At 41.9% G+C, this 26,559-nt stretch carries 20 protein-coding genes, 1 pseudogene and 1 riboswitch; of the genes and pseudogenes, 18 read left to right on the top strand and 3 right to left on the bottom strand.

Annotated features, from left to right (window positions below; genetic code table 11):
- Nucleotides 1-9: 9 nt before the first annotated feature.
- On the bottom strand, nt 10-2,052 hold the full coding sequence (locus tag G611_RS0102290) for a beta-galactosidase (RefSeq protein WP_028242231.1): 2,043 nt from the start codon (nt 2,050-2,052) through the stop codon (nt 10-12).
- A 250-nt stretch (nt 2,053-2,302) separates the two neighbouring features.
- On the opposite strand from G611_RS0102290, the gene G611_RS0102285 reads away from it, so the two are divergent.
- The 18 genes and pseudogenes from G611_RS0102285 (at nt 2,303) to G611_RS0102195 (ending at nt 24,584) form a co-directional block, all read left to right on the top strand.
- Nucleotides 2,303-3,253 carry a 3'-5' exoribonuclease YhaM family protein gene (locus tag G611_RS0102285; protein ID WP_028242230.1) on the top strand — a complete coding sequence of 317 codons (951 nt, stop codon included), beginning with the start codon at nt 2,303-2,305 and terminating at the stop codon, nt 3,251-3,253.
- A complete protein-coding gene (gene rlmD, locus G611_RS0102280) occupies nt 3,253-4,641 on the top strand; it encodes a 23S rRNA (uracil(1939)-C(5))-methyltransferase RlmD (protein ID WP_028242229.1) in 1,389 nt (462 codons plus the stop codon). The genes G611_RS0102285 and rlmD overlap by 1 nt, the downstream gene beginning before the upstream one ends.
- Nucleotides 4,642-4,848: 207 nt before the next feature.
- Entirely contained in the window at nt 4,849-5,145 is a 297-nt protein-coding gene (locus G611_RS0102270; RefSeq protein WP_028242227.1) for a hypothetical protein, read from the top strand.
- A gap of 75 nt (nt 5,146-5,220) precedes the next feature.
- Entirely contained in the window at nt 5,221-6,276 is a 1,056-nt protein-coding gene (locus tag G611_RS0102265) for an ORF6N domain-containing protein (protein WP_036947856.1), read from the top strand.
- 360 nt (nt 6,277-6,636) lie between these two features.
- Nucleotides 6,637-7,170 carry a GNAT family N-acetyltransferase gene (locus G611_RS0102260; RefSeq protein ID WP_028242225.1) on the top strand — a complete coding sequence of 178 codons (534 nt, stop codon included), beginning with the start codon at nt 6,637-6,639 and terminating at the stop codon, nt 7,168-7,170.
- Nucleotides 7,171-7,252: 82 nt separating this feature from the next.
- Nucleotides 7,253-8,163, top strand: a pseudogene (gene rhuM, locus G611_RS13615) (RhuM family protein).
- 217 nt (nt 8,164-8,380) lie between these two features.
- Nucleotides 8,381-9,562, top strand: coding sequence for a hypothetical protein (locus tag G611_RS0102250; protein ID WP_028242224.1), 1,182 nt, complete (start codon nt 8,381-8,383; stop codon nt 9,560-9,562).
- 135 nt (nt 9,563-9,697) lie between these two features.
- Nucleotides 9,698-11,194, top strand: coding sequence for a bifunctional ADP-dependent NAD(P)H-hydrate dehydratase/NAD(P)H-hydrate epimerase (locus tag G611_RS0102245; RefSeq protein ID WP_036947854.1), 1,497 nt, complete (start codon nt 9,698-9,700; stop codon nt 11,192-11,194).
- 27 nt (nt 11,195-11,221) lie between these two features.
- Nucleotides 11,222-12,022 carry an N-acetylmuramoyl-L-alanine amidase gene (locus G611_RS0102240; protein ID WP_028242222.1) on the top strand — a complete coding sequence of 267 codons (801 nt, stop codon included), beginning with the start codon at nt 11,222-11,224 and terminating at the stop codon, nt 12,020-12,022.
- Nucleotides 12,023-12,042: 20 nt separating this feature from the next.
- Nucleotides 12,043-13,005, top strand: coding sequence for an ion transporter (locus G611_RS0102235; RefSeq protein ID WP_242824244.1), 963 nt, complete (start codon nt 12,043-12,045; stop codon nt 13,003-13,005).
- 53 nt (nt 13,006-13,058) lie between these two features.
- Nucleotides 13,059-13,245: riboswitch (Lysine riboswitch) on the top strand.
- A 57-nt stretch (nt 13,246-13,302) separates the two neighbouring features.
- Nucleotides 13,303-14,187: a 4-hydroxy-tetrahydrodipicolinate synthase gene (dapA, locus tag G611_RS0102230; protein WP_028242220.1), complete on the top strand. Its 885-nt coding sequence runs from the start codon at nt 13,303-13,305 to the stop codon at nt 14,185-14,187.
- The gene (locus tag G611_RS0102225; RefSeq protein ID WP_028242219.1) at nt 14,174-15,712 is read left to right on the top strand and encodes a Na+/H+ antiporter NhaC family protein; all 1,539 of its coding nucleotides are present in this window, start codon (nt 14,174-14,176) and stop codon (nt 15,710-15,712) included. The genes dapA and G611_RS0102225 overlap by 14 nt, the downstream gene beginning before the upstream one ends.
- A 41-nt stretch (nt 15,713-15,753) precedes the next feature.
- Nucleotides 15,754-16,230: a KdsC family phosphatase gene (locus G611_RS0102220; protein WP_028242218.1), complete on the top strand. Its 477-nt coding sequence runs from the start codon at nt 15,754-15,756 to the stop codon at nt 16,228-16,230.
- Nucleotides 16,215-16,994, top strand: coding sequence for a TraX family protein (locus tag G611_RS0102215; RefSeq protein WP_051195014.1), 780 nt, complete (start codon nt 16,215-16,217; stop codon nt 16,992-16,994). Before G611_RS0102220 ends, G611_RS0102215 begins: the two co-directional genes overlap by 16 nt.
- Nucleotides 16,995-17,057: 63 nt before the next feature.
- Nucleotides 17,058-18,446, top strand: coding sequence for a uracil-xanthine permease family protein (locus tag G611_RS13610; protein WP_081656944.1), 1,389 nt, complete (start codon nt 17,058-17,060; stop codon nt 18,444-18,446).
- A gap of 24 nt (nt 18,447-18,470) precedes the next feature.
- Complete coding sequence (upp, locus tag G611_RS0102205; protein WP_028242216.1) at nt 18,471-19,109, top strand: uracil phosphoribosyltransferase; 639 nt, start codon at nt 18,471-18,473, stop codon at nt 19,107-19,109.
- Nucleotides 19,110-19,336: 227 nt separating this feature from the next.
- A complete protein-coding gene (locus G611_RS0102200; protein WP_028242215.1) occupies nt 19,337-22,144 on the top strand; it encodes a glycosyl hydrolase 53 family protein in 2,808 nt (935 codons plus the stop codon).
- A gap of 163 nt (nt 22,145-22,307) precedes the next feature.
- On the top strand, nt 22,308-24,584 hold the full coding sequence (locus G611_RS0102195) for a cyclic nucleotide-binding domain-containing protein (RefSeq protein ID WP_028242214.1): 2,277 nt from the start codon (nt 22,308-22,310) through the stop codon (nt 24,582-24,584).
- Nucleotides 24,585-24,696: 112 nt separating this feature from the next.
- Here the strand turns inward: G611_RS0102195 and G611_RS0102190 are convergent, their stop codons facing one another.
- Both G611_RS0102190 and metF read right to left on the bottom strand, forming a co-directional pair.
- Nucleotides 24,697-25,578, bottom strand: a complete 882-nt coding sequence (locus G611_RS0102190) for a serine O-acetyltransferase (RefSeq protein WP_028242213.1) — start codon at nt 25,576-25,578, stop codon at nt 24,697-24,699.
- Nucleotides 25,579-25,587: 9 nt separating this feature from the next.
- Entirely contained in the window at nt 25,588-26,442 is an 855-nt protein-coding gene (gene metF, locus G611_RS0102185) for a methylenetetrahydrofolate reductase [NAD(P)H] (RefSeq protein ID WP_028242212.1), read from the bottom strand.
- Nucleotides 26,443-26,559 lie beyond the last annotated feature (117 nt).

Here is a 26,559-nt window from a genome sequence, read left to right as displayed (position 1 = left end):
GCTTTTATTTTATCTTCGTATTACAGCTATCTGGTAGCCCTTGAGCGACAGCGAGCCGGCCAGTTTATCTTTTGTAATAAGGTCAGTACCAGTTACGTTAGGCACAACAATTTCCTCGGTTGTGCAGTTGAGGTAGAAGTCGTACGCACAGTCTTCAGCGTAGCGAGTGTGCTTCTCGATTCCCGCAGGTAACTTCGTATATGCGATATGTGCATGCTCCAACATCTCACGATAAATGAATTCAATATCTTCCTGCTTTGTGCGGCATGCCACATAGTAAGCACGTCCATCACCGTAGTTGTTGCGTGTAATGGCAGGCTTGCCAGCAACGTAATCACCATTGTATCTAGCCAAAACATCGGCAGTGACATCTCTAAGCAATTCCTGATAATCCCTAACCTCAATTGAATGAGAAGGCTTTCCGGCTCTGTCGATGATGCTGATACTGTTCCTGTCTTCAGGATAGAGTGTATCGATTTCTTCAGAGCGAAGACCGAATACTTCGGACAATCCATCACCAGGGAATCCGCCAAGGTTTGCAAGCAAATCCTTGTTAACATATCCGGTGAAATATGTGCTCATAAACTGACCGCCGTTTTTTACAAAATCTGCAATCTTTTCACCAACGCCGTCGTGAAGCACATATAACATAGGAGCGCAGATGATTTTGTAGCCGCTCCAATCCATGTCAGATGAAATGATATCTGGCTCGACGCCAAGCTTCATGAACACGTTGTAGATATTCATGCAGGTCTCATCAAATTTCTTGGTTTCCTTTGCAAGAGCCCAGGCATCATCAATGGCCCAACGGTTATCCCAGTCAAAAATAATGGCAACCTTGTTGTCGGAAAGTGTGCCGGCTACTTCAGAGATAGATTCTAAATCCTCGCCAAGCTTTGCAACCTCTTTGAAAACGCGAGTGTCGTTTGTGCCGATATGGTCGATGACAGCGCCGTGCCACTGTTCAGAAGAACCGCGGCTCTTTCTAATCTGGAAGTATTGAACAGTATCAGAACCTGTTGCAACTGCCTGCATGGAAATCAGCTCATGCATATCAGGTCTTCTGTATTTGTTGAATGGACGCCAGTTCACAAGTCCAGGAGCCGACTCCATCATCATAAATGGTTTATCCCTTTTCATGCTTCTAAAAAGTGCATGGTTAAAGCTACGCTCCAACAGATGGTCAGCATCTGTCTGCCAGTTGTTGTGCATTTCTGGATAGTTGTCCCAGCTGATTACATCGATGAAATCCTTCATGTAATGGTAATCGTAGTCGTAGAACATCTCCATGAAATTAGTTGTGGTAGGTTCTTTAGCGCCTGCACTGCGAAGTGTATCAATTTCAAATCTCATGAAATCTGTTGCAGACCAGGTAGAAAATCTCTTCCAATCAAGATTCAATCCAAGGACGCAGTTTTCACCGTTTGCGTAAGGTGGGTCAATCTGGTCGAAGCTATTGAATTTGTGAGACCAAAATGTAGTCCACCAAGCCTTATTTAATTTTTCGATGTCGTGGTCGTATCTATCAGCAAGCCACTCCTGGAATTTTTTACGACAAGTATCGCAGTAGCAATATCCTCCAAGTTCGTTGGAAATGTGCCACATCAAAAGCCCTGGATGTCCCGCAAATCTTTCAGCCAGTTTAGAGTCCATAATGCGGACCTTCTCACGGAATTCAGGTGATTGCATACAGTGATTGTGGCGAACTCCATGGTGATTTCTCACGCCCATTTCATTGCAACGCATTGCAGATGGATATTTTTCATCCAACCAGGCAGGGCGGGCACCAGTAGGTGTTGCCAGCACTGTGTAAATCCCATTCTCATAAAGTCTATCCATGATTTCAGCCAGCCAGTCGAAGTTGATGTTGCCCTCAGTTGGCTCATGCACAGCCCAGGAAAACACACCCATTGTGACTGTGTTGATGTGGGCATCCTTCATGTATTTAATATCTTTTTCCAAAATGTCAGGTCTATCCAACCACTGCTCAGGGTTATAATCCCCTCCATGCAGCAGCCCATCTACCTGAGTAAACAATTTTTTTCTTTCCATAATCTTCTCCTATCTTAAGCCTTCCTCCTCTGGGGAAAGGTGACCGCAGGGCGGATGAGGGCAAATCCCCATTCGCATCTATAAAAATCCTACCACATAAAAAGTGCGAAAACGACTAAAAAAAGAAGAAATAATTTATATTTTCGACCATCATCATTACATTGATTATCTCCCCCGCATACCTTATAATTAAGTAAGATTTTTGCAGCAACGCTGCGCCGCTCCTTTGGAGCTTAGAATGGAGAATTTTATGAAATACATTAACACACTTAAAGAGGGAGACAGAGGAACAGAAACTTATCTTTGCAAGAAAAAAACTGCAGGCATTTCTAAGACTGGTAAGGCATTCGAATCGCTTACATTATGCGATAAAACAGGCACTATCGACGCCAAAATCTGGGATGTTGATTCTGAGGGAATCAGCGATTACGATGAGCTGGATTTCATCACTGTTACAGGTGATATCACCAGCTGGAACGGTGCATTGCAGTTCAATATAAAAAGACTTCGCAAGGCTAACGCTGGCGAATTCGAAATCACAGATTACATCCCTTCTAGTAAGAAGGACATCGGCGTTATGTGGAACGATTTGATGGCGCTTATTAATTCCATCAAAGCACCATACATGAAGGCGCTCCTTAGAAAATACTTTGTTGAGGACAAGGATTTCATCGAAGCCTTCAAGGCACATTCTGCTGCTAAGTCAGTGCATCATGGATTTACTGGCGGCTTGCTTGAGCACACACTTTCAGTTGCAACCAACTGCGATTATTTCAGCAAGCAGTACCCATTTTTAGATAGAGATTTACTTATCACAGCAGCCATCTTCCACGACATCGGAAAGGTTAGGGAGCTTTCAGACTTCCCTCGCAACGATTATACAGATGAGGGCCAGCTTTTAGGTCACATCTACGTGGGCGCTAACATGGTAGACCGCGCCATCGATGATATCCCAGGCTTCCCTGAGGTAAAGCGTAAGGAGCTTATCCACTGCATCTTATCTCACCACGGCGAACTGGAATTTGGCTCACCTAAGAAGCCAGCTATTGCCGAAGCTATCGCACTTTCTTTTGCAGATAACATCGATGCAAAGCTTGAGACTATCTACGAGGCACTTGAGAATGTTGATGAGAACAATCTTGCATGGCAGGGCTTTAACCGTCTGCTTGATTCAAACATCCGTAGAACAGGAAAGAATTAATGAATAAGAATGATATTGTAAGACTTACAATTGAAGATATGTCCCTTGAAGGCGCAGGAATTGGTCACACAGATGGTGTGACCATTTTTGTCAAAGATGCAGTAGTAGGGGATGAGTGTGACGTCATTATCACCAAGGTGAAAAAGACATACTGCTTCGCCGCTTTGAAGGAGGTCGTGACACCTAGCCCATACCGTGTTCAGCCTGCCTGCCCTAATGCTAAACAGTGCGGCGGCTGCCAGATTATGCAGGTAGCTTATGAGAAGCAGCTGGAGATTAAGGACAACATCGTTGCTAACAATCTTGTAAAGATTGGTGGCTATGATCGTGCCTTTGTAGACAACATCCGTGAGCCTATTCTTGGCATGGCAGACCCACTTCGTTACCGTAACAAGGCCCAGGTGCCTATCGGCGTGGACAAGGATGGAAACATCATCGCAGGATTTTACGGCGCCAGAAGCCATCGCATCGTACCAGCTGATGATTGTAAGATTTGCTCTGAGAAGAGTATGGATATCGTATATGCGATAATTGATTATATGAAGGAATGTGGCGTAGCTCCTTATGATGAAGTGAGTGGTAAGGGGTTGATTCGTCACGTCCTAGTTCGCGAGGGTAAGGCTACAGGCGAGACTATGGTTTGTGTGGTAGTAAATGGAGAATCACTGCCGAAAGTGGATTCACTTGTTTCTCACGTGAAAACCGTTGAGCCTTCTCTAGCATCACTGGTGCTCAACATCAACACTCGTCGTGATAATGTCATCATGGGCTATGAGACTAAGGTGCTTTATGGCAAGGAAACCATCCGCGACAGCATCACACTTACAAACGGTGATACTATTTCCTTTGACATCAGCGCCAATTCCTTTTATCAGGTCAACCATGACCAGATGGAAAGATTATATAGTAAGGCTTTAGAATATGCTGATTTGCATGGAAGTGAGGATGTGTGGGATTTATATTGCGGAATCGGAACCATTTCCCTTTCCATGGCAAAGCACGCAGGCCGCGTCATCGGTATCGAGGTTGTGCCACAGGCCATCGAAAACGCCAAGGCCAACGCCAAGCTTAACGGCTTAGATAATGCAGAATTCTATTGCGGCGAGGCAGAAGTAGTCCTTCCAGAAATCTACGAAAAGATGTCTCACCCAGACGTCATCATGGTAGACCCACCACGTAAAGGCTGCGATGTAGTTGCCCTAGATACCATGATTGCCATGGCGCCATCCCGCATCGTCTACGTCAGCTGCGACAGCGCCACTTTGGCCCGCGACCTGAAGCATTTGGAAGAAAACGGCTATCATCTGCAGAAGTATACCGTCTGCGATCAGTTCGGGCATACAATGCATACAGAAACGTGTGCACTTTTGTCCAAAAATTATATTTAAAGATAATCAAAGATCTTGAGGGGTTAACTTGAGAGGGCTAGTAGAGGGTCTGGCGATTGCCAGACCCTTTAATAATGCTATCCTAAAAGTTATCATCTTCAAAATAGGCTACAAGATTGGAAATGCGAGAGATATTTGTGTCACAAATCATATTGACACACAAGCGGAGTGGAATTATAATTGTGCCATAAAGCGAGGAGGCACAAAATGAAGATTACAACACTTGATGAAGCTCTTAAGAGAATAAAAGAATTAGAAAAAGAGGTTGCCGAGCTAAAGGCGGAAAATGAAACGCTCCGTAATCGTAACTTCGGTGGACGTAAAAAACATGATGAAGCATGGATGTCTGCATACAATGATTTTATTTTTAAATATGAGAATGGCATGACTCTTTCAGAGATTGTAGCAGAGGGTGATGTAAGCAGGAGGACTGCTTATCGTTATCTGGCATATTATAAAGAATTGCAGAAAATTGCAGGGACTTCAAAAAGTGTTCAGAAGTGAACACTTTAAATATTAAGGTTAAGACATAGAATCTTGAGGTCGAAAAATTTGACCTCAAGATTTTGAAAGGAAAATATGGACGATAAAAAGAAGGAAGTGGTCGAAAATACTGAAATAGTTCCAGTAGAAATCACGGAAGAACTTTTGAAAGAAAAACTATATGAAGTACGTGGTGTAAAGGTGATGCTTGATTCAGATTTGGCAGAAATATATGGATATGAAACCAAGAACTTTAACCGCCAGGTGAAGAATAATGCTAAAAAATTTGAGGGTGACGAGTTTATGTTTCGCCTTACAAAAACAGAATTTGATGATATTTTGAGGTGCAAAAATTTCACCTCAAGTTGGGGCGGCTCGCGCTATACGCCTTATGCATTTACAGAGCAAGGCGTATATATGCTGATGACTGTTTTAAGAGGTGACCTTGCAATTAAGCAAAGTAGAGCGTTAGTAAGAACATTTAAAAAGATGAAAGATTACATTGTTTCTAATGAAATGCTTCCATCTAACAGACAGATGCTACAGTTATCTATGCAAGTGACAAATACGACTCAAAGTATAGCCGAAATAAAGAAAAGTCTAAATCAAGTTGAAGATGATATTGCTATTGCTATGGGAGAATTATCAGATGTCGTCCGTAAATCTGAGCTAGCAGAAATCTTTGAGAATTTTAGTGAAGCCAATGCATGTCGTGGATATTTATTTTATAATGGACAAATATTTGATTCAGATGTGGCATACGCAGAAATATATTCACAAGCAAGTAGTTCAATTTATGTAGTTGATAATTATATTAGTACAAAGACCTTACAACTACTTGCACATGCAAAAGATGGAGTCAAAATAAGAGTATACAGCGATAATTTGATGAAGGGACTAACTGCTATTGAATATACAGATTTTAGAAAACAGTATACAGGACTAGATATTGAGCTATATGAATCTGGTGGTGTATTTCACGATAGATATATTATTCTTGATTATGGATTGGATAGTGAAAAGATTTACCTATGTGGAGCATCCTCTAAAGATTCTGGGGCAAGAATAACAACTATTCTGGAAGATCGAGACAAGGATAAGTACAAAGACATTATAGAGCTATTACTTAGTAATAATAAATTAAAGTTGTAAAGTGGTCGAATTCGACCACTTTAAAAAGCAAACAGGATTGCCACTGATACCACGGTGGAACTGAACCGCTTATGTGGGTTCGTATTATGGGAAAGTTGGAAGTAGCAGGAGGAGAAAGACTTCTTGTGAAAACAATGGGATAACTGTAACGGATCATTTTGCTGACGTCAGCAAAATGATAAAAATCGGTAAAGGCGGTAATCGAGAAGTTGATGATTATATGCTCATTCGATATGCGTGCTATCTGATTGCAGAAAACTCAGGCAAGCTTTCTACTGATACAGAATAGGGAGCGCATGAATAAGCTATATGAGGAAATTGGTGCAATAGAAGATGAAAAAACATAAAGGACATTGAGGTATGGAAATAAGAGTTGAGAGACTAACTGAAGATAACTTTAATTCCCATTCACTGGATAACTTTATTAGGCATCAGGTTGTCACGGAGTGCTGGAGAAATGTGGATGGAAACTGGATTCTTCTGCCTATTTCATTTGTGGAAGAATGGAGTCTTGATAAGTGCAGAGAAGAAGCGTCGGCAATAGCAAATAATCTATATGGGGACATGATAGATTATGGGGCATTTGAAGAGACGTATTTGATAGGATATATCACGGTTGGTACAAAAAGATTAGGAACAAATGGACAGTATGTCCAGCTTGTTACATTTCAAGTATCAGAACCATTCAGGGGTATGGGAGTTGGAAGAAAGCTTTTTGAGAAAGCAGCGGGGGCGGCAAAGGAACATGGTGCAAAAAAGCTATACATTTCCGCTCATTCATCAAAAGAATCTCAGGCTGCGTATAAGGCATTGGGATGCGTGCATGCCGAGGAGATAATACCCTGGATTGCAGATGAGGAGCCATTTGATGTACAGATGGAATATGTGTTATAAGCACTTCGGGCTGGGGCAGGCACTGAAAAAGATAGAGAGACTTGAAGAAATGTAGAATATGAAAACTAAGGAGCAGAACATTATGGATAATTATGGAGAAATCATTATATATCAGACAGAGGATGGATTGACTAAGCTGGATGTCTGAATGGAGGATGAAACTGTATGGCTGACACAGCAACAGATGGCAGAGCTGTTTCAAACATCCAGAACAAACGTAGTTGATCACATTAAGAATATTTACGACGAGGGTGAATTAGATGATAATTCAACCTGTCGGAAATTCCGACAGGTTCGGATGGAAGGAAACAGACAGGTCACAAGAGAACTCCCATTTTATAACCTTGATATGATAATTTCTTTGGGTTATCGAGTTAAATCTTCAACAGCGACGCATTTCCGTAAGTGGGCTACGCAACGTTTGAAAGAATATATAATCAAGGGATTTACAATTGACGATGAGCGTCTAAAAGGAAATGGCGGTGGTAATTACTGGAAAGAACTTCTTGACAGGATTCGAGATATCCGTTCTTCAGAAAAGGTTCTTTATCGTCAGGTTCTGGATTTGTATGCAACCAGTGTTGATTACAATCCAAAGAGTGATGAGTCTATACAGTTTTTTAAGATTGTTCAGAACAAGCTTCATTACGCGGCACACGGTCATACTGCGGCAGAAGTGATCTATGAAAGAGCAGATGCTAATAAGCCTTTTATGGGATTAACTTCCTTTTCAGGAGAACTGCCGGCATTGAACATAAGCCAATGTATATGATTGATTATGTTGAACAGTTGGATTCTATTCTTACATCTGGGAACAGAAAGCTCCTTGAAGATTCTGGCAAAGTAAGCCATGATGAGGCTATAAAGAAGGCAAAGGCGGAATATCGAAAGTATCAGGAGAATACATTATCTCCGGTGGAAGAAGAGTATCTTAAAAGTGTCAAAGGTCTGGAAAAAGAAGTGAAGAAGAGAAAAAGAGCAACTAAGAAATAAAAATCGGTAAAGGCGGCCCGAGAGGAACAAAAGTTATATATGGAAGCAGTATGGAAACAAAAGATAGAAATATAACAATATATACTTGTAAAAATACATTGTGTGACAAATCGCAATAATCACAAAAACTACTCCATTTATTGAATTAATTTTGGCTTGCATTAGGACAATATTGCTGATATATTATTTCCGCAATAGAAAAGGAGTAAAAATAATTATGAGTAAAAGAGTTTTTAGAATGTTAGCTGCTGCTCTTGTGGCTACTACTATTTTGGTTAATCCAATGGTTGCAGAGGCTGGTTCAATTCTTCCAGCAGGTGGAGATACAAATTATGTTCTTCACACAGAAACAGATTTTAAGATCATGGATATGGTTTATAAAATCCAGAATGGTGAGACTGTAAATATTGAGAATGCTGCTCAGATGGCAACACTTACAAAGGTTGGCTATGCAGATTATCAGTCAGCTGGTCCTATTTCTATCACAGAAGGTAGAATGACTTATAATACTTATTGGGGCGCTGAGGACAAGGAAGTATACGTAGTTGCACTTTCAGGAACAGAGACAATTGTTGAAAATCAGACTACAACTGTTAAGGAAGACCTTCAGGCAGGTTTTGAATTAAGTAATGAATACGTATTAAATGTAAAGAATGCTATTATCGATAGAATTCCTGCAGGCAGCAACATTATTCTTGCCGGTCACAGCCTTGGTGGAATGGTTGCGCAGCAGGTTGCTGCTGATAAGTACATCAAGGACAATTATGAAGTACTTAACACAGTTACATTTGGTTCACCTCTTATCAAGGGCTTTAGTCGTGAAGGCATGGTAAAGAGACTTGGTGATAGCAGTGATAAGAACACATTCTACAGCATTTCTTCAGTGCTTAATATTGTATGGCAGTACGCAGGTGTTAACCATGAAGATGGTGGTTACAACGGAGATTCATCTGCTGCTCACTGCGATAGCTACTTACGTGAAGACGTTTGGGGCAACTACGATTGCGCTGGTGAGAAGAGAGGAAGTGTTTTAGGCGTAGAAACAGGTAGCAGAATGCTTACATTAAACTTCGCTACTACATCATTCTATACATCATTCTATGGAACAACATCAGTAGTTAGATCATCAATCGCTCCTAAGAAGACACCAGCTGAGTGCTATGACTTAGCTAAGCAGGCAGTTGCTGATGGATACATGTCAGAGGATGCTTTAAATCAGTTTACAACATTTGCTATGGTAACTGAAATTGCTCCTGTTGAAACAGAAGTTCCTGAAGTAATTGAAGCTGATGCTGAAGTAGTTGAAGCTGAAACAGTAGAAGAGTCTGTTGAAACAGAATCTGTAGAAACAGAGACAGAAGAAACAGAAGTTGTTGAGACTGAAGCTGTAGCAGAATAAGCTGCAATTATACATAAAACATTCATAAAAGAGATCAGGGTGTAGCCCTGGTCTTTTTTAGTTAAGGGGAAACTTGATATCTAAATGTGGTATAGTATATAAAAAAGAGACATCACACTACAAAAGGGGATTATTATGAACATAGGGCAGTACATATTATCAGCGCAGGAAATGCAAGAATGTGACAACAAAACAATGACTGAGCACAGGATGCCTTCTCTGGTACTGATGGAGCGCGCCGCCATGAAGGTGGTGGAGGCCATCACTCAGGAATTCCCTGAAGCCAACAAGTTTGCAGTGGTGTGTGGTCCTGGAAACAATGGTGGGGATGGAGTGGCAGTGGCACGCCTGCTTCATTTAAAGGGCATGACCGTCAGATGCTTTGTTATGGGAAATCCTGACAAGTTCACTGACCAGCTAAAACAGGAAATCGCCATAGCAGAAAGCTACGGCATAACAATAGAAAACAAATTTGATGAAACAGCCATAGAACAATCAAGCGTGACCATCGATGCCATGTTTGGAATCGGCCTAAGCCGTGGGCTTGGAGGAGATTTTGAAAAAGCAGCAGTTATCATCAATGAAAAGGCAAACAAGGTTGTAGCTGTGGATATCCCATCAGGCTATGATGCTACATGTGGAAATCTGCTAGGTGATGCAGGCATCAGGGCAGATTTAACCGTGACCTTTGCCTACATGAAAAAGGGCTTGACCCTTGCCGATTGCAAGGTGGCTGCAGGAAAATTAATAGTAGCTGATGTGGGCATATACTTAAACGAAGCTGACACTAACTATGACACTATCATAGATGATGCCATCGTAAATCATATCAAGCCACGCCCAGTGGATGCCAACAAAGGCAGCTGCGGCAAGCTTTTGATTATCGCAGGAAGCGAAAATATCTATGGTGCCTGCTACCTGTCTGCTAGATCAGCACTATCGTCAGGAGCTGGCCTGGTAAAGATTTATACTCACAATAATAACACAGAATCCATCAGGCAAAATCTACCTGAAGCAATGTATTTGGGTTATAATGAATACAATGAAACCGAGCTTCAATCTGAACTTAACGGGGCAGATGTGATACTAATTGGCCCAGGCCTTGGCATGGATGAAACATCGGAAAACATCCTAAAGAAGACCTTAGAATCTGCCACAAAGCCTGTGGTAATAGATGCAGATGGAATCAATCTTGCAGCTAAAAATCGTGAACTGCTAATTCAGGCAGCAAAAAGAATCCCAGTGATTCTAACACCACATCTTAAGGAAATGGAGCGCCTGACTAATATTAAGGTATCAGATATAAATATCAATCAGGAGCAGGTGGCAAAGGATTTTGCCAGAGAAACTGGCTGCATCCTAGTGCTTAAAAATCACACCACCATTGTGACTGACGGCAAAAAGACCCACTTCATCACCAGTGGAAATGAAGGCCTGGCAACCCCAGGGTCAGGTGATGTGCTGGCAGGACTTATGGCTTCACTAATTGGTCAAAATGCTACGGAAAGCACATTAATCACAGCCTGTGCAGCAGCATATCTACACGGCAAAGCAGGTGCGAAGGCATCCAAAATCTACGGAACAAAAGGCGTTTTAGCCAGCCATATAATAGATAATTTTGAAAAACTATAACTATCAAATATATATACGGAGGCAATTATGAAAGGATTATTGAAAAAAGGAATCAGCTTAATGCTTGGTTTAACAATGGTTGTAGCACTTTTTACAGCTACATCATTTGAGTCTGAGGCAAAAGCAAAAAAGGCTTCAGCAAAAAAGAATATAGTAGTTGTTCTTGATGCAGGTCATGACACCACACATTTGGGTTGCCATTATGAAAACTTCGAAGAGGGAATTGCCAATCTTTACATCGCTTACTACTGCAAGCAGGAGCTTGAAAAGTATGCAGGTGTTACAGTTTACATGACAAGATACACATTAGAATGCCCATACGGGGCTGACCCTAATTCAGCAACAAAATGTCTTGCAGCAAGAGTTAATTGCGCAAAGAATGCAAAAGCAGATGTGCTTATCAGCCTTCACAACGATTACGACCCAGATTTAGACAAATCACAGAACGGATCAAAGGTAATCATCCCAAATCCAAACTACAGACCACAGCTTTGCGTTCAGGGCTCCCAGCTTGGACAGTCTATTCTTACACAGCTTGTAGGAACAGGCCTTACAGTTAACAATTGGAAGCTTTGCCCTAACGGAACAGGTATCGTTACTAGAGATTCTACATCTGGTAAATATCCAGACGGTAGCGTTAAGGATTATTATGCACTCATCAACCAGTCTAAGAGCGCAGGCATCCCTTGCATCATAGTTGAGCATGCCTTCTGCACAAACGAATCAGATAGATTAAATCACCTTAGCACACCTGAGCAGTACCAGCAGCTTGGTATCGCAGATGCAACTGGTATCGCAAATTACTACGGACTCAAGTTAAAACAGTAGGACAAATGGGAGGACATGTTTTGACTAAACAGCGGGTTTTTAACATCATCCAAATTGGAAACAAGGACGATATCATAAGCAGATTTTTCGACATTTTCATTACCATAACCATCACCTTAAACATACTGGTTATGGTGCTAGAAACCTTCAGTCAGCTATCTGCATATTTTCCAATAATGGATGTGATTGCATTTGTTACAATCCTCATATTTTGCATTGAATATGGCCTTAGGATTTGGACGGCAGATTTGCTTTATCCAAATGTAAGTAGACCAAAAGCGATTTTGAAATTTTTGCTTTCCTACGATGGAATTGTAGATTTGTTTACCATACTGCCATTCTTTTTCCTGTCTGGCTTTGTGGCATTTCGAATACTTCGAATCGTACGAATCTTTCATCTGTTTAGAATCAACGGCCAATACGATTCCTTTGCGGTGATATTTTCAGTCCTAAAGGAAAAGAAGAATCAGATTGCATCTTCCATGATAATCGTGCTGATTCTTATGCTAGCCAGTTCCATTGGAGTTTATTACGCTGAACACAACGCTCAGCCTGATGTTTTTGAAAACGCCTTTTCAGGAATATGGTGGTCTGTATCCACACTGCTAACTGTAGGCTACGGCGACATTTATCCAATTACTGTCATGGGCAGGCTGATGGCCATACTTACCGCCTTCTTCGGAGTGGGAGTGGTTGCCATCCCAACTGGTATCATCAGCGCTGGCTTCGTGGAGCAGTACACCCGTGTGAAGCAGCAGGAGAATTTTGCAAAAGACGAACATATTGATATGCTGACAGTACATATCAACGACGCCCATTGCTGGAAGGGTTTGAACATCAATCAAATCAGTCCACCACAGCATTTTCTTCCATCAGTGGTACTGCGTGACAACGAAGCACTGATTCCTGTGGCGGAACTAAAGCTTAAAGAAGGAGATACAGTGGTGCTCGCCGCTGAGGGATATTTTGCCAAAGATTTTTAATGAAAAATTTTATTGACATATAGTATGTGAAGATGTACTATGGGGACAACTTAATAAGAGATAGAGGTTGCGAGAAACATTAGTAATCTCATTGATGGGACAGGCCCAAGTGATATGAGATAAAAGGGAATTTCGCCGAAGGAGAGCAGTGACTGTAGTTGCTTGTCCTGGGCATACGGATAACATTCGTATGACTGTCATCAATTGTATTTGTGCAAAAGATGGGGAGCTATCATAAAATGGATTTTAAAGCTACTCATTTTTGGTGAGGAGCTTTTTTTTATTAGGAGGAGAAAAATGAGTATATTTACTGGCGCAGCAGTAGCAATCGTTACACCATTCAACGAAGACACAACAGTTAATTACGAGAAGCTTGATGAGCTAATCGAATACCAAATCAAAAACAGCACTGATGCCATTGTAATCTGTGGCACAACAGGCGAAGCATCCACACTCTCTCACGAAGAGCACATCGATGTAATCGCTCATTGTGTGAAAACTGTAAATGGCCGCGTACCAGTAATTGCTGGCACTGGTTCAAACAGCACAGAAACAGCCATCTACCTGTCAAAGGAAGCTGAGGCTGCTGGCGCAGATGCAGTGCTTCTTGTAACACCTTATTACAACAAAGCAACTCAGGGTGGATTGTACGAGCATTTCAAAGATACAGCAGATGCAATCAACATCCCATGCATCCTCTACAATGTCCCAAGCCGTACAGGCTGCAACATCCTTCCAGAAACAGCAGTTAAGCTTGCCAAGGATGTTAAAAATATCGTTGCCATTAAGGAAGCATCAGGAAATATCAGCCAGATTGCAAAGCTTATGCATTTAGCAGATGGCTGCATGGATGTTTATTCCGGCAATGATGATCAAATTGTGCCAATCATGTCTTTAGGTGGCATCGGAGTCATATCCGTTCTTTCAAATGTGGCACCTAAGCAGACTCATGATATATGTCAGGCATGTCTTGATGGAGATTTCAAAAAGGCTGCAGAAATGCAGTTTGACGCACTTCCATTAATCGACAGCCTGTTTTCAGAGGTAAATCCAATCCCTGTTAAAAAGGCGCTAAACCTTATGGGATATGAGGTTGGTCCTCTAAGAAAACCTCTTACAGAAATGGAAGAGGCTAACGCAAATGTTTTAAAGGAGAATTTGAAGCTTTATGGAATTTACTAACACTATATGGTCTTTACTTCCACCATTTATCGCTATTTTGTTAGCGCTGATTACAAAGGAAGTTTATTCATCACTTTTCATCGGAATCGTTTCAGGCGGATTGTTGTACGCTAGCTTCAACATCACTGCCGCAATGGAGCACATCTTTGTAGATGGAATGATTGCTCAGCTTTCAGACAGCTGGAACGTAGGTATCCTTACATTCCTTGTTGTTTTGGGAAGCATGGTTATGCTTATGAACAGAGCCGGTGGTTCCGCCGCATTTGGAAAATGGGCAGTTACTCACGTGAAGACAAAGGCAGGCGCCCAGGTCGCAACAATCATCCTTGGTATACTTATCTTCATCGATGATTATTTCAACTGTCTTACAGTTGGTTCGGTTATGAGACCTGTTACTGACAAGCATGGCATTTCAAGAGAAAAGCTGGCTTACCTTATCGATGCAACGGCAGCTCCTGTCTGCATCATCGCCCCTATTTCATCATGGGCAGCTGCAGTAACTGGCTTCGTTGATGGGGCAAATGGCCTTACACTTTTCATCAGAGCCATCCCTTACAACTTCTACGCATTGCTTACACTTGTAATGATGTTCACCATCACTTACATGAATTTTGATTACGGCTCAATGAACCTTGCCGAGCTCAAGCACATGGCAGAGGTTAAACAGAGAAAGAAGAAGGATGCAGCCAGCCTTACAGGTGCTGAGGACCAGCCACATCCACCTATCTCTGAAAGAGGTAAAGTTATTCACCTTGTACTTCCAATCGCAGCCCTTATCATCTGCTGCGTTATCGGAATGATTTACACAGGCGGATTCTTCGAAGGCACAAGCTTTATCGATGCATTCTCTAATTCTGATGCATCAGTTGGACTTGTTTATGGTTCAGTAGTTGCACTTATTATCACAATCGTATTCTTCCTTGCGACTTCGGTTCTTAGCTTCAATGAATGTATGAATGCTATCCCTGAGGGCTTCAAGAGTATGGTGCCTGCAATCCTTGTTCTTACATTTGCATGGACACTTAAGTCTATGACTGATTCTCTTGGCGCTGCAGAATATGTAGCTGGAATCGTTGCAAACATTGCAGACAATGCAGCACTTATGAACCTTATTCCAGCAATTGTTTTCGTTGTAGGTATCTTCCTTGCATTTGCAACTGGAACTTCATGGGGAACATTTGGTATCCTCATTCCTATCGTTGTAAATGTATTCGGCGGTGACATTAACAACGAGCTTATGATTATTGCTATTTCGGCATGTATGGCAGGAGCCGTTTGTGGCGATCACTGCTCACCAATTTCAGATACAACTATCATGGCATCAGCCGGTGCTGAGTGTGAACATATCAAACACGTAAGCACACAGCTTCCATACGCCATCACAGTTGCAGCAGTATCCCTTGTTTCTTACATCATTTCAGGTTTCATTAGAAACTGGGCCATCTGCTTAATCATCGGTATCGCCCTCATGATTGGAACACTTCTTGCAATTAAAAGTATTTCACAGAGGAAAGTTACTGCATAATATGTTAAAATCTCCTTAGAGTTTTTCTAAGGAGTTTTTTTATGAAGAATATTAAATATTTAGTGCTTGATGTTGATGGCACTCTTACAGACGGACACATATATATGGGACAGGACGGTGAGGCTATGAAGGCCTTCTCTGCAAAGGACGGCTACGGAATTTGCCATATCGGCATGCCAAATGGCATCATCCCAGTTATCATCACTGGTCGCACCAGCAGAATCGTCGAAAACAGAGCTAAGGAGCTTGGTATTACAGAAATCTACCAGGGTGTTGGTGACAAGTTTGCAAAGCTTACAGAGATTTTGGATAAATCTGGCGTAGCTCTTTCACAGTGCGCGTACTGTGGAGATGATATGAATGATTACGATTGTATGAAGCGCATTCAGGAAGCCGGCGGATTAGTAGGCTGCCCAGCAGATGCTTGTGATGAGGTAATCGATTTAGCAGATTTTGTATCTAAAAAGGACGGTGGAAGAGGGGCTGTCAGAGAATTTATTGAATGGTTGGTAAAATAATGGGCACAAAGCAGACGGGGTTTGAAATTACAGGAACAGATTTAAAATTAATAGCAGTCATCACTATGCTGATAGATCACATGGGTGTAACGCTGGTGGCAAACATGATTAGTCAGGGCATTGAGCCATTTTCATTTATCAATGCCATCGATTTATACCATGTGATGAGATATATAGGCCGTATGGCATTTCCAATCTACTGCTACATGCTGGTGGAAGGCTTTTTACACACCCGCAATGTCAAAAAATATGGCCTTAGATTATTACTTGTTGCACTGATTTCAGAGATCCCATTTAACCTTGTGAGCAGAAACACATTATTTACATTCGAAAAAAATAATGTTTTATGGGAGCTGTTGGTTGGACTAATCGTTTTATATGTGATTTCAGAAATCGAAAAAAAGCCAATCGATACTAAGCTTATTTATGTATCGAAAATTTTGGTACTGCTTGCAGGAATGCTTTTTGCATATCTTACTAACCTTGATTATGGTCCAGGTGGCATTTGCTGTATTGCAGTTATGTATGCTTGGCGAGGAAACGGCACTAAGATGGACCGACTGATATCATTTGCTACAGGTGTAGCTGTACTTGCTGTTTGTGATGGCTCAATAGAAGTGTGGGCATTTCTTATGCTTATTCCTATGTATTTTTACGAAGGAAACAGAGGATTGGATAACAAAGCACTTAGGCTTTTCTTTTACTTATTCTACCCAGTACATCTTTTGATTTTAGGACTAATCGCAAATCTTTTTATTTTGTAGTAGACTTATAAAAAGATTTGTGATAGGATATTGAAAGTTTGAGTATATTTAAGGAGGAAATGTATGAGAGAACATGCACCAATCAAAGATGCCTCGACACTAGGCAGACCAAAAATGTTGATTTTAGGGCTTCAGCACTTATTCGCGATGTTTGGAGCGACTATTTTAGTCCCTATTTTAGTCAACAATTATTTCGAAGGGCAAGGCCTTTCAATTCAAGTCACTTTATTTTTCGCCGGTATCGGTACTTTATTTTTCCATCTTTGTTCAAAGTTCAAAGTTCCCGCTTTTCTTGGTTCATCATTTGCTTTTCTTGGCGGATTTCACACAGTTGCTAATTTAAATACAGGAATTTTCAAAAACATGACAATGGGCGAAAAGCTTCCATATGCATGTGGTGGTATCGTAATTGCAGGTCTTCTTTATCTTGTACTTGCAGTAGTTATCAAAATGGTTGGTATTAAGAAGGTTATGAAGTTCTTACCACCTGTTGTTACAGGCCCAATCATCATTTGTATCGGACTTTCACTTGCGCCATCTGCTATCACAAACGCTTCGCAGAACTGGCTTCTTGCTATTATAGCTCTTGCAGTAGTTATTATCTTCAATATCTGGGGTAAGGGCATTTTCAGAATCATTCCAATTCTTATGGGTGTTACAATTTCATATGTTTGCGCACTTATCTTCAATGCATTTGGTATGACAAATGCTGACGGCAGTGCAATATTTGACTTCGCATCAGTTAACCAGGCTGCATGGGTAGGTTTGCCAGATTTCTTCATCTGCAAATTCGACATCTCAGCAATCCTTGTTATGGCACCAATCGCTATCGCTACTATGATGGAGCACATCGGTGATATGTCAGCAATCTCTGCAACAGTTGGAGAGGATTTAGTTTCTGACCCAGGTCTTCACCGCACACTTATCGGTGACGGACTTGCAACATCACTTTCAGCAATGTTCGGTGGCCCTGCAAACACTACATACGGTGAGAACACAGGCGTACTTGAGCTTTCAAAGGTTCACGATCCAAAGGTAATCAGAATCGCTGCTGTTTATGCAATCGTTCTTTCATTCATCCCTAAGATGGCTGGTATCATCGGTACAATGCCTAGCGCAATTGTAGGTGGAATAAGCTTCATGCTTTATGGTATGATAAGTGCAATAGGAGTAAGAAATGTTGTAGAAAACAAGGTAGATTTCACACAGTCTAGAAACCTTATCATTGCAGCAGTTATCCTTGTTTCAGGCCTTGGATTTTCTGATGGTCTTACATTCACAGTAGCAGGCACAGACATCACACTTACTAGCCTCGCTATTGCTGCAATCGCAGGAATCTTACTTAACGCGATAATCCCTGGCAGAGATTACGAGTATGGCGCAATGGATACTGTAATCCCAGCTGGTGATAAATTTAAAGCTGCAGAAAATAATGCAAGCTCAAATAAATAATTATGATATATTAGGAGGAATCTAATGGAAAAGTTAGATAATGTAGTAGAGTTAACACATCCTTTACTTCAGCACAAAATTACAATGCTCAGAGACAAGAACACTGGAACAGCAGAGTTCAGAGCTCTTGTAGAAGAAATAGCTATGCTTGAGGCTTTTGAAGCCCTTAACGATTTACAGACAGTAGACATCGAATGTGAGACACCTATCGAGAAGTGCATGGCACCAGTTATCGCTGGTCGTAAGATGGCAATCGTGCCAATCCTTCGTGCAGGTCTTGGTATGGTTAACGGTATCCAGCAGCTCGTTCCTACAGCAAAGATTGGTCACATCGGTATGTACCGTGATGAGGAGACACACATCCCACACGAATACTACTGCAAGCTTCCTAGCCCAATCGAAGAGCGTCTTATCGTTGTAACAGATCCTATGCTTGCAACTGGTGGTTCAGCTATCGACGCTATCAGCCTTATCAAGCAGCACGGTGGTAAGCGCATCAAATTCATGGCTATCATCGCTGCTCCAGAAGGAGTTCGTGCTCTTCACGAGGCACATCCAGACGTTCAGATTTATGTAGGTCACATCGACCGCGAGCTTAACAGCGACGCATACATCTGCCCAGGTCTTGGCGATGCTGGAGACAGAATCTTCGGTACAAAATAATTTAAAAACACTTGGAACATCCAGGCGGGCTATCAAGAACGATAGCTACTGGATGTTCTTTTTTTATGCTGGAATATTTGCGCAACAACTGCGCAAAAATGTGGGGTTTTAACAAAGAATTTTCTTGGAAATCGTTTGTAATGTCAATGGAATTTACGGGATTTAAAGTGCTATATTATCACTTGCAATCGGTTGCGACCAGAAGAAAACTTAAGGGAGGGTATAGAATGAAGAGAAGAAGTGTGTTTGTGCGTGCACTTAGCGCATTTTCTATGGTGTCTGTTGTTCTTGCACAGATGCCAATAGTAGCAAATGCAGAAGAAGAAAAAGAAGAAAAGACTTGGAAGAAAACAGATTATATTGAAAATGGTGATTTTGAGAAAGGTGATTTATCTGGCTGGTCAGTGTCTATGCCAGATGATGATGGCGAAAATGTCGGCTCAAAAATAAAGGTAGATGAATGGGCCAGCAATAATAAAACTAACATCTTTAATTACTGGAATAACAATGCTGATGGGGCAGAGCTTTCTTTGTCTCAAACAATTAAGAGTCTACCTGCGGGCTCCTACAAGCTGTCCTTTGAGGCTGATGGTGCAACCAGCCAGTCTGGAATGACAGTCAGCATCGCAGGAGAAAAAATCGATGTAGAAACTACAGGCTGGGATTCATGGAGTACATTTACAACAGAGGAATTCACAGTTACGGATAAAGAGGATATTACAGTTAGCTTCAGTGGAAAAGTTGAAAGTGGCTATTGGGGAGATGTGGACAATTTTGTATTGTACGCATTAGAGGACTCTTCAGCAGAGGAACCTGGTCAGGAAGAAACAGAGGAAACTGAACCAGTTGACTCAGAGATAAATGTAGAAAAGGTAGCAGGCTGTGATGACAATTTTATTACAGGTGTGGATGTAAGCTCATATCTATCTGAGAAAAATAGTGGTGTAAAATACTATGATTTCGACGGCAATGAGCTTAGCAATCAGGGCTTCTTTGATTTCTTGCATGATTGTGGAGTCAACTATGTGAGAATCAGAGTTTGGAACGACCCAACAGATGGCAACGGCAATGGCTACGGTGGCGGAAACTGCGACATCGACACTGCTGTTAAAATCGGTAAATGGGTTACAAACGCAGGCATGAAGGTACTTATCGATTTCCATTATTCTGATTTCTGGGCAGACCCTGGCAAGCAGACTGCACCAAAGGCTTGGAAATCTATGTCTATAGATGAAAAGACTGAGGCTGTAGAAGCTTACACCAAAGATAGTCTTGATAAGCTTATTGATGCTGGTGTAAATGTAGGCATGGTGCAGATAGGTAATGAGACCAACAATGGCGTGGCAGGCGAAAAGACTTGGGAGAATATGTCTAAGATTTTTTCAGCAGGTAGCAAAGCAGTAAGAGAGGTTTCAGAGAATCTTGACCATGATATCTTGGTAGCCGTTCATTTTACAAATCCTGAGACTAGCGGAAGATATGCAGGCTATGCTAAGAAGTTAGATGACTATGGCGTGGACTATGATGTGTTCGCATCATCATATTATCCTTATTGGCATGGCACTTTAAGCAATCTTAAAAGTGTTCTTTCTAATATAGCAGACACCTATGACAAGAAGGTCATGGTTGCAGAAACATCTTACGTTCACACACTTAAGGATGGAGATGGTCATACAAATACTGAATACGAAGGCAAGTCCGGAGATGCCCTAAACTTCGACATCTCTGTTCAGGGCCAGGCAGATTCAGTTCGTTCAGTAATTGACACAGTTGTATCAATCGATGATGGTATCGGCGTGTTCTACTGGGAGCCAGCATGGATTCCAGTAAAGGCTTATGATGCAGATGCCGAGGATGCAGCAGATGTGCTTGCTGGCAATAAGAAAGCCTGGGAAAAATACGGCAGTGGCTGGGCATCATCTTATGCCGGTGCTTATGATAAGGATGCTAAGGATTGGTACGGCGGTTCCGCAGTAGACAACGAAGCATGGTTCGACTTCGAGGGCCATGCCCTTGCATCAGCAAAGATTTACAGCTACGTTCGCTCAGGCGCCAAGGCTCCTCTTTCTGTCATCCGAATCGATGTGGAAGCAGTGACAGTAGAGCTTGGTGATGATGTGGTTCTTCCTGAAAATGCATCAGTAGTTTATAACGACGGCTCAAAGGTTGATGCTAAGGTTAACTGGGATGAGGCAAAGCTTGCAGAAGCTAAGGAAGCTGGGGCTGGCGAATACGAAATCCCTGGAACTGTAGTAGTTAATGATGAAACAAAGGATGTAACTTGTAAGCTTACCATCAACCCTAAGAATCTTCTTGTGAATGGAAGCTTCGAGGATGGCAATAAGGCCTGGACTATCAGCGACATCAAAAATGCCGATGGCAACAACGGTGTCTCAATCCAGGCAGATTCTTCAAATGTAAGAACAGGCCAGATGAGCCTTAAGTTCTGGGATAACGAGGAAATCTACTACACAGTAGAACAGAAGGTTACTGTAGATAAGGGCGTTTACAAGCTTGGTGCCTTCGTTGAAGGTGGAGATTGTGGTGACGAAGCTGAGTTCAAGCTTTATGCAGTTGTTGGTGATAATAATTTTTCTACAGATACAGGCGTAACAGGCTGGCAGAACTGGGCCAACCCAGAGGTCACAGATATTATCGTAAATACGGATTCAACAGAAATCACTGTTGGCGTAAGTGTCAAAGCTGTAGCAGGCGGCTGGGGCGCATGGGATGACTTCTATCTCTACAAAACAGCCGAGGCTTCATCAGAGGAAATCGGCGGTGGCGACGATCCAACACCTACACCTGGTGATGATCCGGTAATCGATGACCCAGGTTCAGGCAACCAGGATGATCCAGCAATCGACGACCCTGCTGAGGATGATAACAAGGATTCTGACCACAAGCAGGAAATTGAAAAAGCTGTACAGCAAATCGTTAAGGCTGTAGATACATTCGTAAAGCAGGTTGTCGTTCCAGTTATCAAGGAAATTACAAAGGTTGTGAAGAAAATCTTTGGATGGTTTAGATGGTAATCCCCTCAGCCGTTAAATTTTTGTGAATTTATTCCTGTGGAATTGCAATAATATTCAGACAATTCTATAATTATAGTAACTTGTAGTATCCTGCTGGAAAGTGTGCCGGCAGGCCAGTGGGAATAATTGACATTGTGGTATATGCAACTATTGGGGGAAAACTTTGGAACCAATCACCATTGAAAAGGGCAAAAAGTTAATAAACGCAGGGGATGCGGTGGAGTGCGTGTATGTAGTTATGAGTGGCGCTGTGCGTCAGGACTGGAAAGGGAAGCAGTTACTCCTTGGACCTGGTACGGTGGCAGGGCTTTCTGATGCGCTGAATCATGAGTACGATGCTGATTACACTGCAGCAGAGGATTGCACTGTTATCAAATGTCCGTACAAGTGCATGGCAGACTTTGAAGGAATCTTTAAGGCACAGCCAGTGTATATCTTTGGTTTTGCTAAGGGTGCCTTTAGACAGTGCCGTGATGTATTTAAGATTTACGATGACCTCAAGAAAAAGGTAGATGATTTCACTGATTACTGCCGCGGAATAAATGGTGAATACAGAAAGCAGTGCAGGGCTGTGGGCCTGACTCCTGGGGAGATTCCAATGTTAGAGGAGATGGAGCCTCTTGAGCTTAAAGATGGAATCTTAGATTGGGAGCACGACTACATCGACAGCCTTAATTCTGTAGATAATAAAGAGATAGAAAGTATTTATGGCAAGCGAACAGAAATAGTAAATGGCGTGATTGGAATCAGCTGTGGCTACATGGCTCGTGCTATGGAATGCGCCGAAACCATGGGCTTTTATCTGGATGAATTCGCTCCGGTACTTCTATCAACAGATGGAAATGATTTGTTTGATCAGATTTTCAGGCTGAGAATCTATGCTGCCGAGCGCGCAGCTGATCAGACTAACGTTATTAAGCTGATGAAGATGCTGTACAAGTTCATATCCACATCGGGCCTGTATGATAAGACTCTTATCAAGCAGCGCTGGAGTGAATATGACAGCCATGACTTCGAGGCCACTGCAGCAGCCTTCGATGAGGCGAAGATGCAAAAGCAGGCCGAGTTCACTCAGACCTTCGAGCACATCTGTGAGTTTGCAGAAATCGACGAAGATAAGACAGCAGAATACAAGGCACAGATTGCAGAATACCTTGCCCTTTCAGATAGAGAGGGTAAGGAAGATAACGAAAGAAAGGTTAGAAAGAAGGCAGTTGATATATTCTATGAGATTTATCAGAAGACCTTCTTTAGAGCACTGGAGTTTGAAGCATACGGCGGTGAGCTTGATACAATCATCAACATGTTTTTGAATTTCGGCTACATAGATTACGATGCCGTAGGTGAGGAATACACAAACGAGCTTGCTGATATTATGGACAGATTGCCTAGCATCTGCGAAGGCGAGCACATGTTTACAATCTACACCTGGCTTAGGGCGGTGTATGCCGGCAAGCGTGAACCAAGCCGAAACGAGCTGGACCTTGATTACAGAGGCTTCGTTTTGGAGGAGCGTAAATCAGGAAATATTTCCGAGGCAGATATGCCTAAATGGATGGCGGACCAGGAGCAGAAGGTTAAGTTTGAAATGAACAACTTCTTCGTTTCAGCAAACCGAACCACATCTGGTAAGATGACATCCTTCTGTCCAGTTTTGACAAAGGAAGATTTTGGCATGGAACCATCCAGAATGCTTCTGACTCATTCTAAGCTTATGGAAGCCATGGAAAAGGTCGAAAGCGTGGATTATCAGATTTTCCTGCGAGAAGGATTTTACACAGATATGGACGCCAACGTAAAAAGCGAGCCATATCTTAAGCGCGTGGAGCCAGATATCATCCTGCTTCCAAACTGTGGTATGCGTGCCATGATGTGGCAGGAGTGCGGCGGTATCAAGGTAGATTCTCCAGGCCGATTCGTATTTCCGATGTTCACATTCGATGATTTGGATAAGATGATGATTTACTGCTGCGGCGCCTTCCGTTGGGAGATTTGCCGTAAGGAGCAGGGCTCTAGATGGAATGATATTGGAAGTGATTGCCTAACATCTGATTTCTACGATTATTTCACATTCTATCGAAAGAACAAGGAGCTGTCGGCAGAAAATAAGGAAAAGGTAAAGACTCTGCTTAAGTCTTCCCGCAACAACATGCGAGAGGCCTTCACAAAGCAGTACACTATTTGGATTAATTTCGAGGCTCAGGGAAGTATCCGACTAAACAAGCCAGAGCGAAATATATTAAACAAGCATTGTACCTTCGCCAAGGCATATCGTACCAAGGTGGCAAACCATCCTATGTACGAGCAGATGATATCACGCCACGAAATAAAATGCTCCCAGGCTCTTAACCACCTGAAGACCATAATCGACAGAGTGGAAAAGAACGAGGGAGTAGTACCCGACGAGGTAAAACAAGGTATGGAATACCTGAAGATGTAACATATTTGTGGGAAAAAAACACTCTGTTACGGTAACAAGCATTATGAATTCTACGCTCAGCTAATATGCTTCGCTTTAGAATTATAATAGCTTGTTATCTACAGAGTGTTTTTTATTTCACATCATAATATATCCTAGATTCAGGTGGCACCGATTCAGTAATAAATGTAGAACCTCCAATAATTGAATCGTGTCCGATAACTGTGTCTCCACCAAGCACTGAAGCATTTGAATAAATAGTTACATTGTCTTCAATGGTAGGATGGCGGCGAACTCCTCTAAGGTTTTGGCCGCCTCTTGTTGAGAGGGCACCAAGAGTAACACCCTGGTAAACCTTAACATTTTTGCCGATGACTGTAGTTTCGCCGATTACAATACCTGTGCCGTGATCGATGAAGAAATATTCGCCGATAGTGGCACCAGGATGAATATCGATACCTGTGTTAGAGTGTGCATATTCTGTCATGATACGTGGAATGATTGGCACCCCAAGTAGGTACAACTCATGGGCAAGTCGATATATTGTGATTGCCATAATACCAGGATATGCAAAAATGATTTCATCTATGCTGGTTGCAGCAGGATCTCCATCAAATGCAGCCTGCAAATCTGTATCAAGAAGTGCTCTAACGTGAGGAATGCGTTTAAGGAATGCAAGTGATAATTCCTCTGCCTTTGTAGAGCAGATTTCTTCGCAGCAACCATCAAAATCAGGTCTGTAGCAAAGAATGAGAGCAATCTGCTTGTTTAAGTTGTAAACAACATCCTCCATTAGAGTGTTAAGATTTGTTTCTACATTGTAAACCTTGTAAACATGGTCGCGATAATAGCCAGGGTAAACGATTCTAAGGAGCTTCTTAGTTATGTCGATGATGCTGTCCTTGTTAGGCTGATGGTAGGTGTCCATCTTGTCGATTGCCCTGTCGGATTTGTAATCTTTAATTAATTCTTCTGTAATTTCAAGTATTTCCTGTTCAATCTTTTTTCCGTCCATAGTAATCTCCTATTTGATTGCGTCACAAATTTCTGCTGTCATTTTAGGCTTGTTCATACAGTAGATGTGGATGTGCCCCATGCCGCAACGTTTTAAATCATTGATTTGATTAACGGCGTATTCGATGCCGGCGGCTCTCATGTCTTCTGGTGAATCACCATATTTAGCACAAATATCTGCAAGTGCCTTTGGAACAGATGAGCCTGCTAATGTAACAGTTGAGCCAATCTGCTTGGCAGATGTTATTGGCATGATACCAGCAACGATTGGAACTGTGATTTCGGCATTCTTGGCACGTTCTACGAATCTGTAAAAATCAGTATTGTCAAAGAAAAGCTGAGATATAAACATCTTTGCACCCATGTCCTGCTTCATCTTCATGAAGGCGATGTCGCTGTCCATGGAAATGGCCTCAGGATGCTTTTCAGGATAACATGATGCTGAAATATCTAAATCAGTTTTTTTATTAAGAAACTGAATCAAATCAGTTGCATGTGGAAAGATTCTTTGTTCAAATTGTTCGTCGGACATGTTCTTAGGCTTGTCTCCTCTGAGGGCAAGCACATGATTAACGCCAACTTTTTTTAGTTCATCAGTAACATTTAAAATATCTTCCTCAGTGGAACCAACACAAGTGAGATGCGCCATGGCATCAGTGTGAAGGTTGTTTTGGATATAAGATGCAATTTCTACAGTTTTTTTGGAGTTGCTTCCGCCGGCGCCATATGTAACACTGATAAAGTCAGGATTAAGTGTGGCCAGCGAATCCAAAATGTTGTAGCAATTGGAAAAATCCGCTTCCTTTTTTGGAGGGAACACCTCAAATGATAGGGATGAATCTCGGTCAAACATGTCTTTAAGCATAAAAAATCCTCCTGTACGTTTAAGTTTAACAATTCTATCACAGATTTTAAATAGAAAAATAGTATCATATTCAATTATAAAATAAAATAGTATAATAGAATTTAAAGAAGGAATTAC

It is taken from the genome of Pseudobutyrivibrio ruminis AD2017 (genome assembly GCF_000424305.1).
Classification (GTDB): domain Bacteria; phylum Bacillota; class Clostridia; order Lachnospirales; family Lachnospiraceae; genus Pseudobutyrivibrio; species Pseudobutyrivibrio ruminis_B.
The sequence above is the reverse complement of the archived record's forward strand: the minus strand, read 5'-3'. Positions and strand labels throughout refer to the sequence as shown.

What these genes read in the sequence shown, in the direction of transcription:
- G611_RS0102290 (WP_028242231.1), bottom strand. Translation starts at nt 2,052, where the DNA reads ATGGAAAGAAAAAAATTGTTTACTCAGGTAGATGGGCTGCTGCATGGA.
- G611_RS0102285 (WP_028242230.1), top strand. Translation starts at nt 2,303, where the DNA reads ATGAAATACATTAACACACTTAAAGAGGGAGACAGAGGAACAGAAACT.
- rlmD (WP_028242229.1), top strand. Translation starts at nt 3,253, where the DNA reads ATGAATAAGAATGATATTGTAAGACTTACAATTGAAGATATGTCCCTT.
- G611_RS0102270 (WP_028242227.1), top strand. Translation starts at nt 4,849, where the DNA reads ATGAAGATTACAACACTTGATGAAGCTCTTAAGAGAATAAAAGAATTA.
- G611_RS0102265 (WP_036947856.1), top strand. Translation starts at nt 5,221, where the DNA reads ATGGACGATAAAAAGAAGGAAGTGGTCGAAAATACTGAAATAGTTCCA.
- G611_RS0102260 (WP_028242225.1), top strand. Translation starts at nt 6,637, where the DNA reads ATGGAAATAAGAGTTGAGAGACTAACTGAAGATAACTTTAATTCCCAT.
- G611_RS0102250 (WP_028242224.1), top strand. Translation starts at nt 8,381, where the DNA reads ATGAGTAAAAGAGTTTTTAGAATGTTAGCTGCTGCTCTTGTGGCTACT.
- G611_RS0102245 (WP_036947854.1), top strand. Translation starts at nt 9,698, where the DNA reads ATGAACATAGGGCAGTACATATTATCAGCGCAGGAAATGCAAGAATGT.
- G611_RS0102240 (WP_028242222.1), top strand. Translation starts at nt 11,222, where the DNA reads ATGAAAGGATTATTGAAAAAAGGAATCAGCTTAATGCTTGGTTTAACA.
- dapA (WP_028242220.1), top strand. Translation starts at nt 13,303, where the DNA reads ATGAGTATATTTACTGGCGCAGCAGTAGCAATCGTTACACCATTCAAC.
- G611_RS0102225 (WP_028242219.1), top strand. Translation starts at nt 14,174, where the DNA reads ATGGAATTTACTAACACTATATGGTCTTTACTTCCACCATTTATCGCT.
- G611_RS0102220 (WP_028242218.1), top strand. Translation starts at nt 15,754, where the DNA reads ATGAAGAATATTAAATATTTAGTGCTTGATGTTGATGGCACTCTTACA.
- G611_RS0102215 (WP_051195014.1), top strand. Translation starts at nt 16,215, where the DNA reads ATGGTTGGTAAAATAATGGGCACAAAGCAGACGGGGTTTGAAATTACA.
- G611_RS13610 (WP_081656944.1), top strand. Translation starts at nt 17,058, where the DNA reads ATGAGAGAACATGCACCAATCAAAGATGCCTCGACACTAGGCAGACCA.
- upp (WP_028242216.1), top strand. Translation starts at nt 18,471, where the DNA reads ATGGAAAAGTTAGATAATGTAGTAGAGTTAACACATCCTTTACTTCAG.
- G611_RS0102200 (WP_028242215.1), top strand. Translation starts at nt 19,337, where the DNA reads ATGAAGAGAAGAAGTGTGTTTGTGCGTGCACTTAGCGCATTTTCTATG.
- G611_RS0102190 (WP_028242213.1), bottom strand. Translation starts at nt 25,578, where the DNA reads ATGGACGGAAAAAAGATTGAACAGGAAATACTTGAAATTACAGAAGAA.
- metF (WP_028242212.1), bottom strand. Translation starts at nt 26,442, where the DNA reads ATGCTTAAAGACATGTTTGACCGAGATTCATCCCTATCATTTGAGGTG.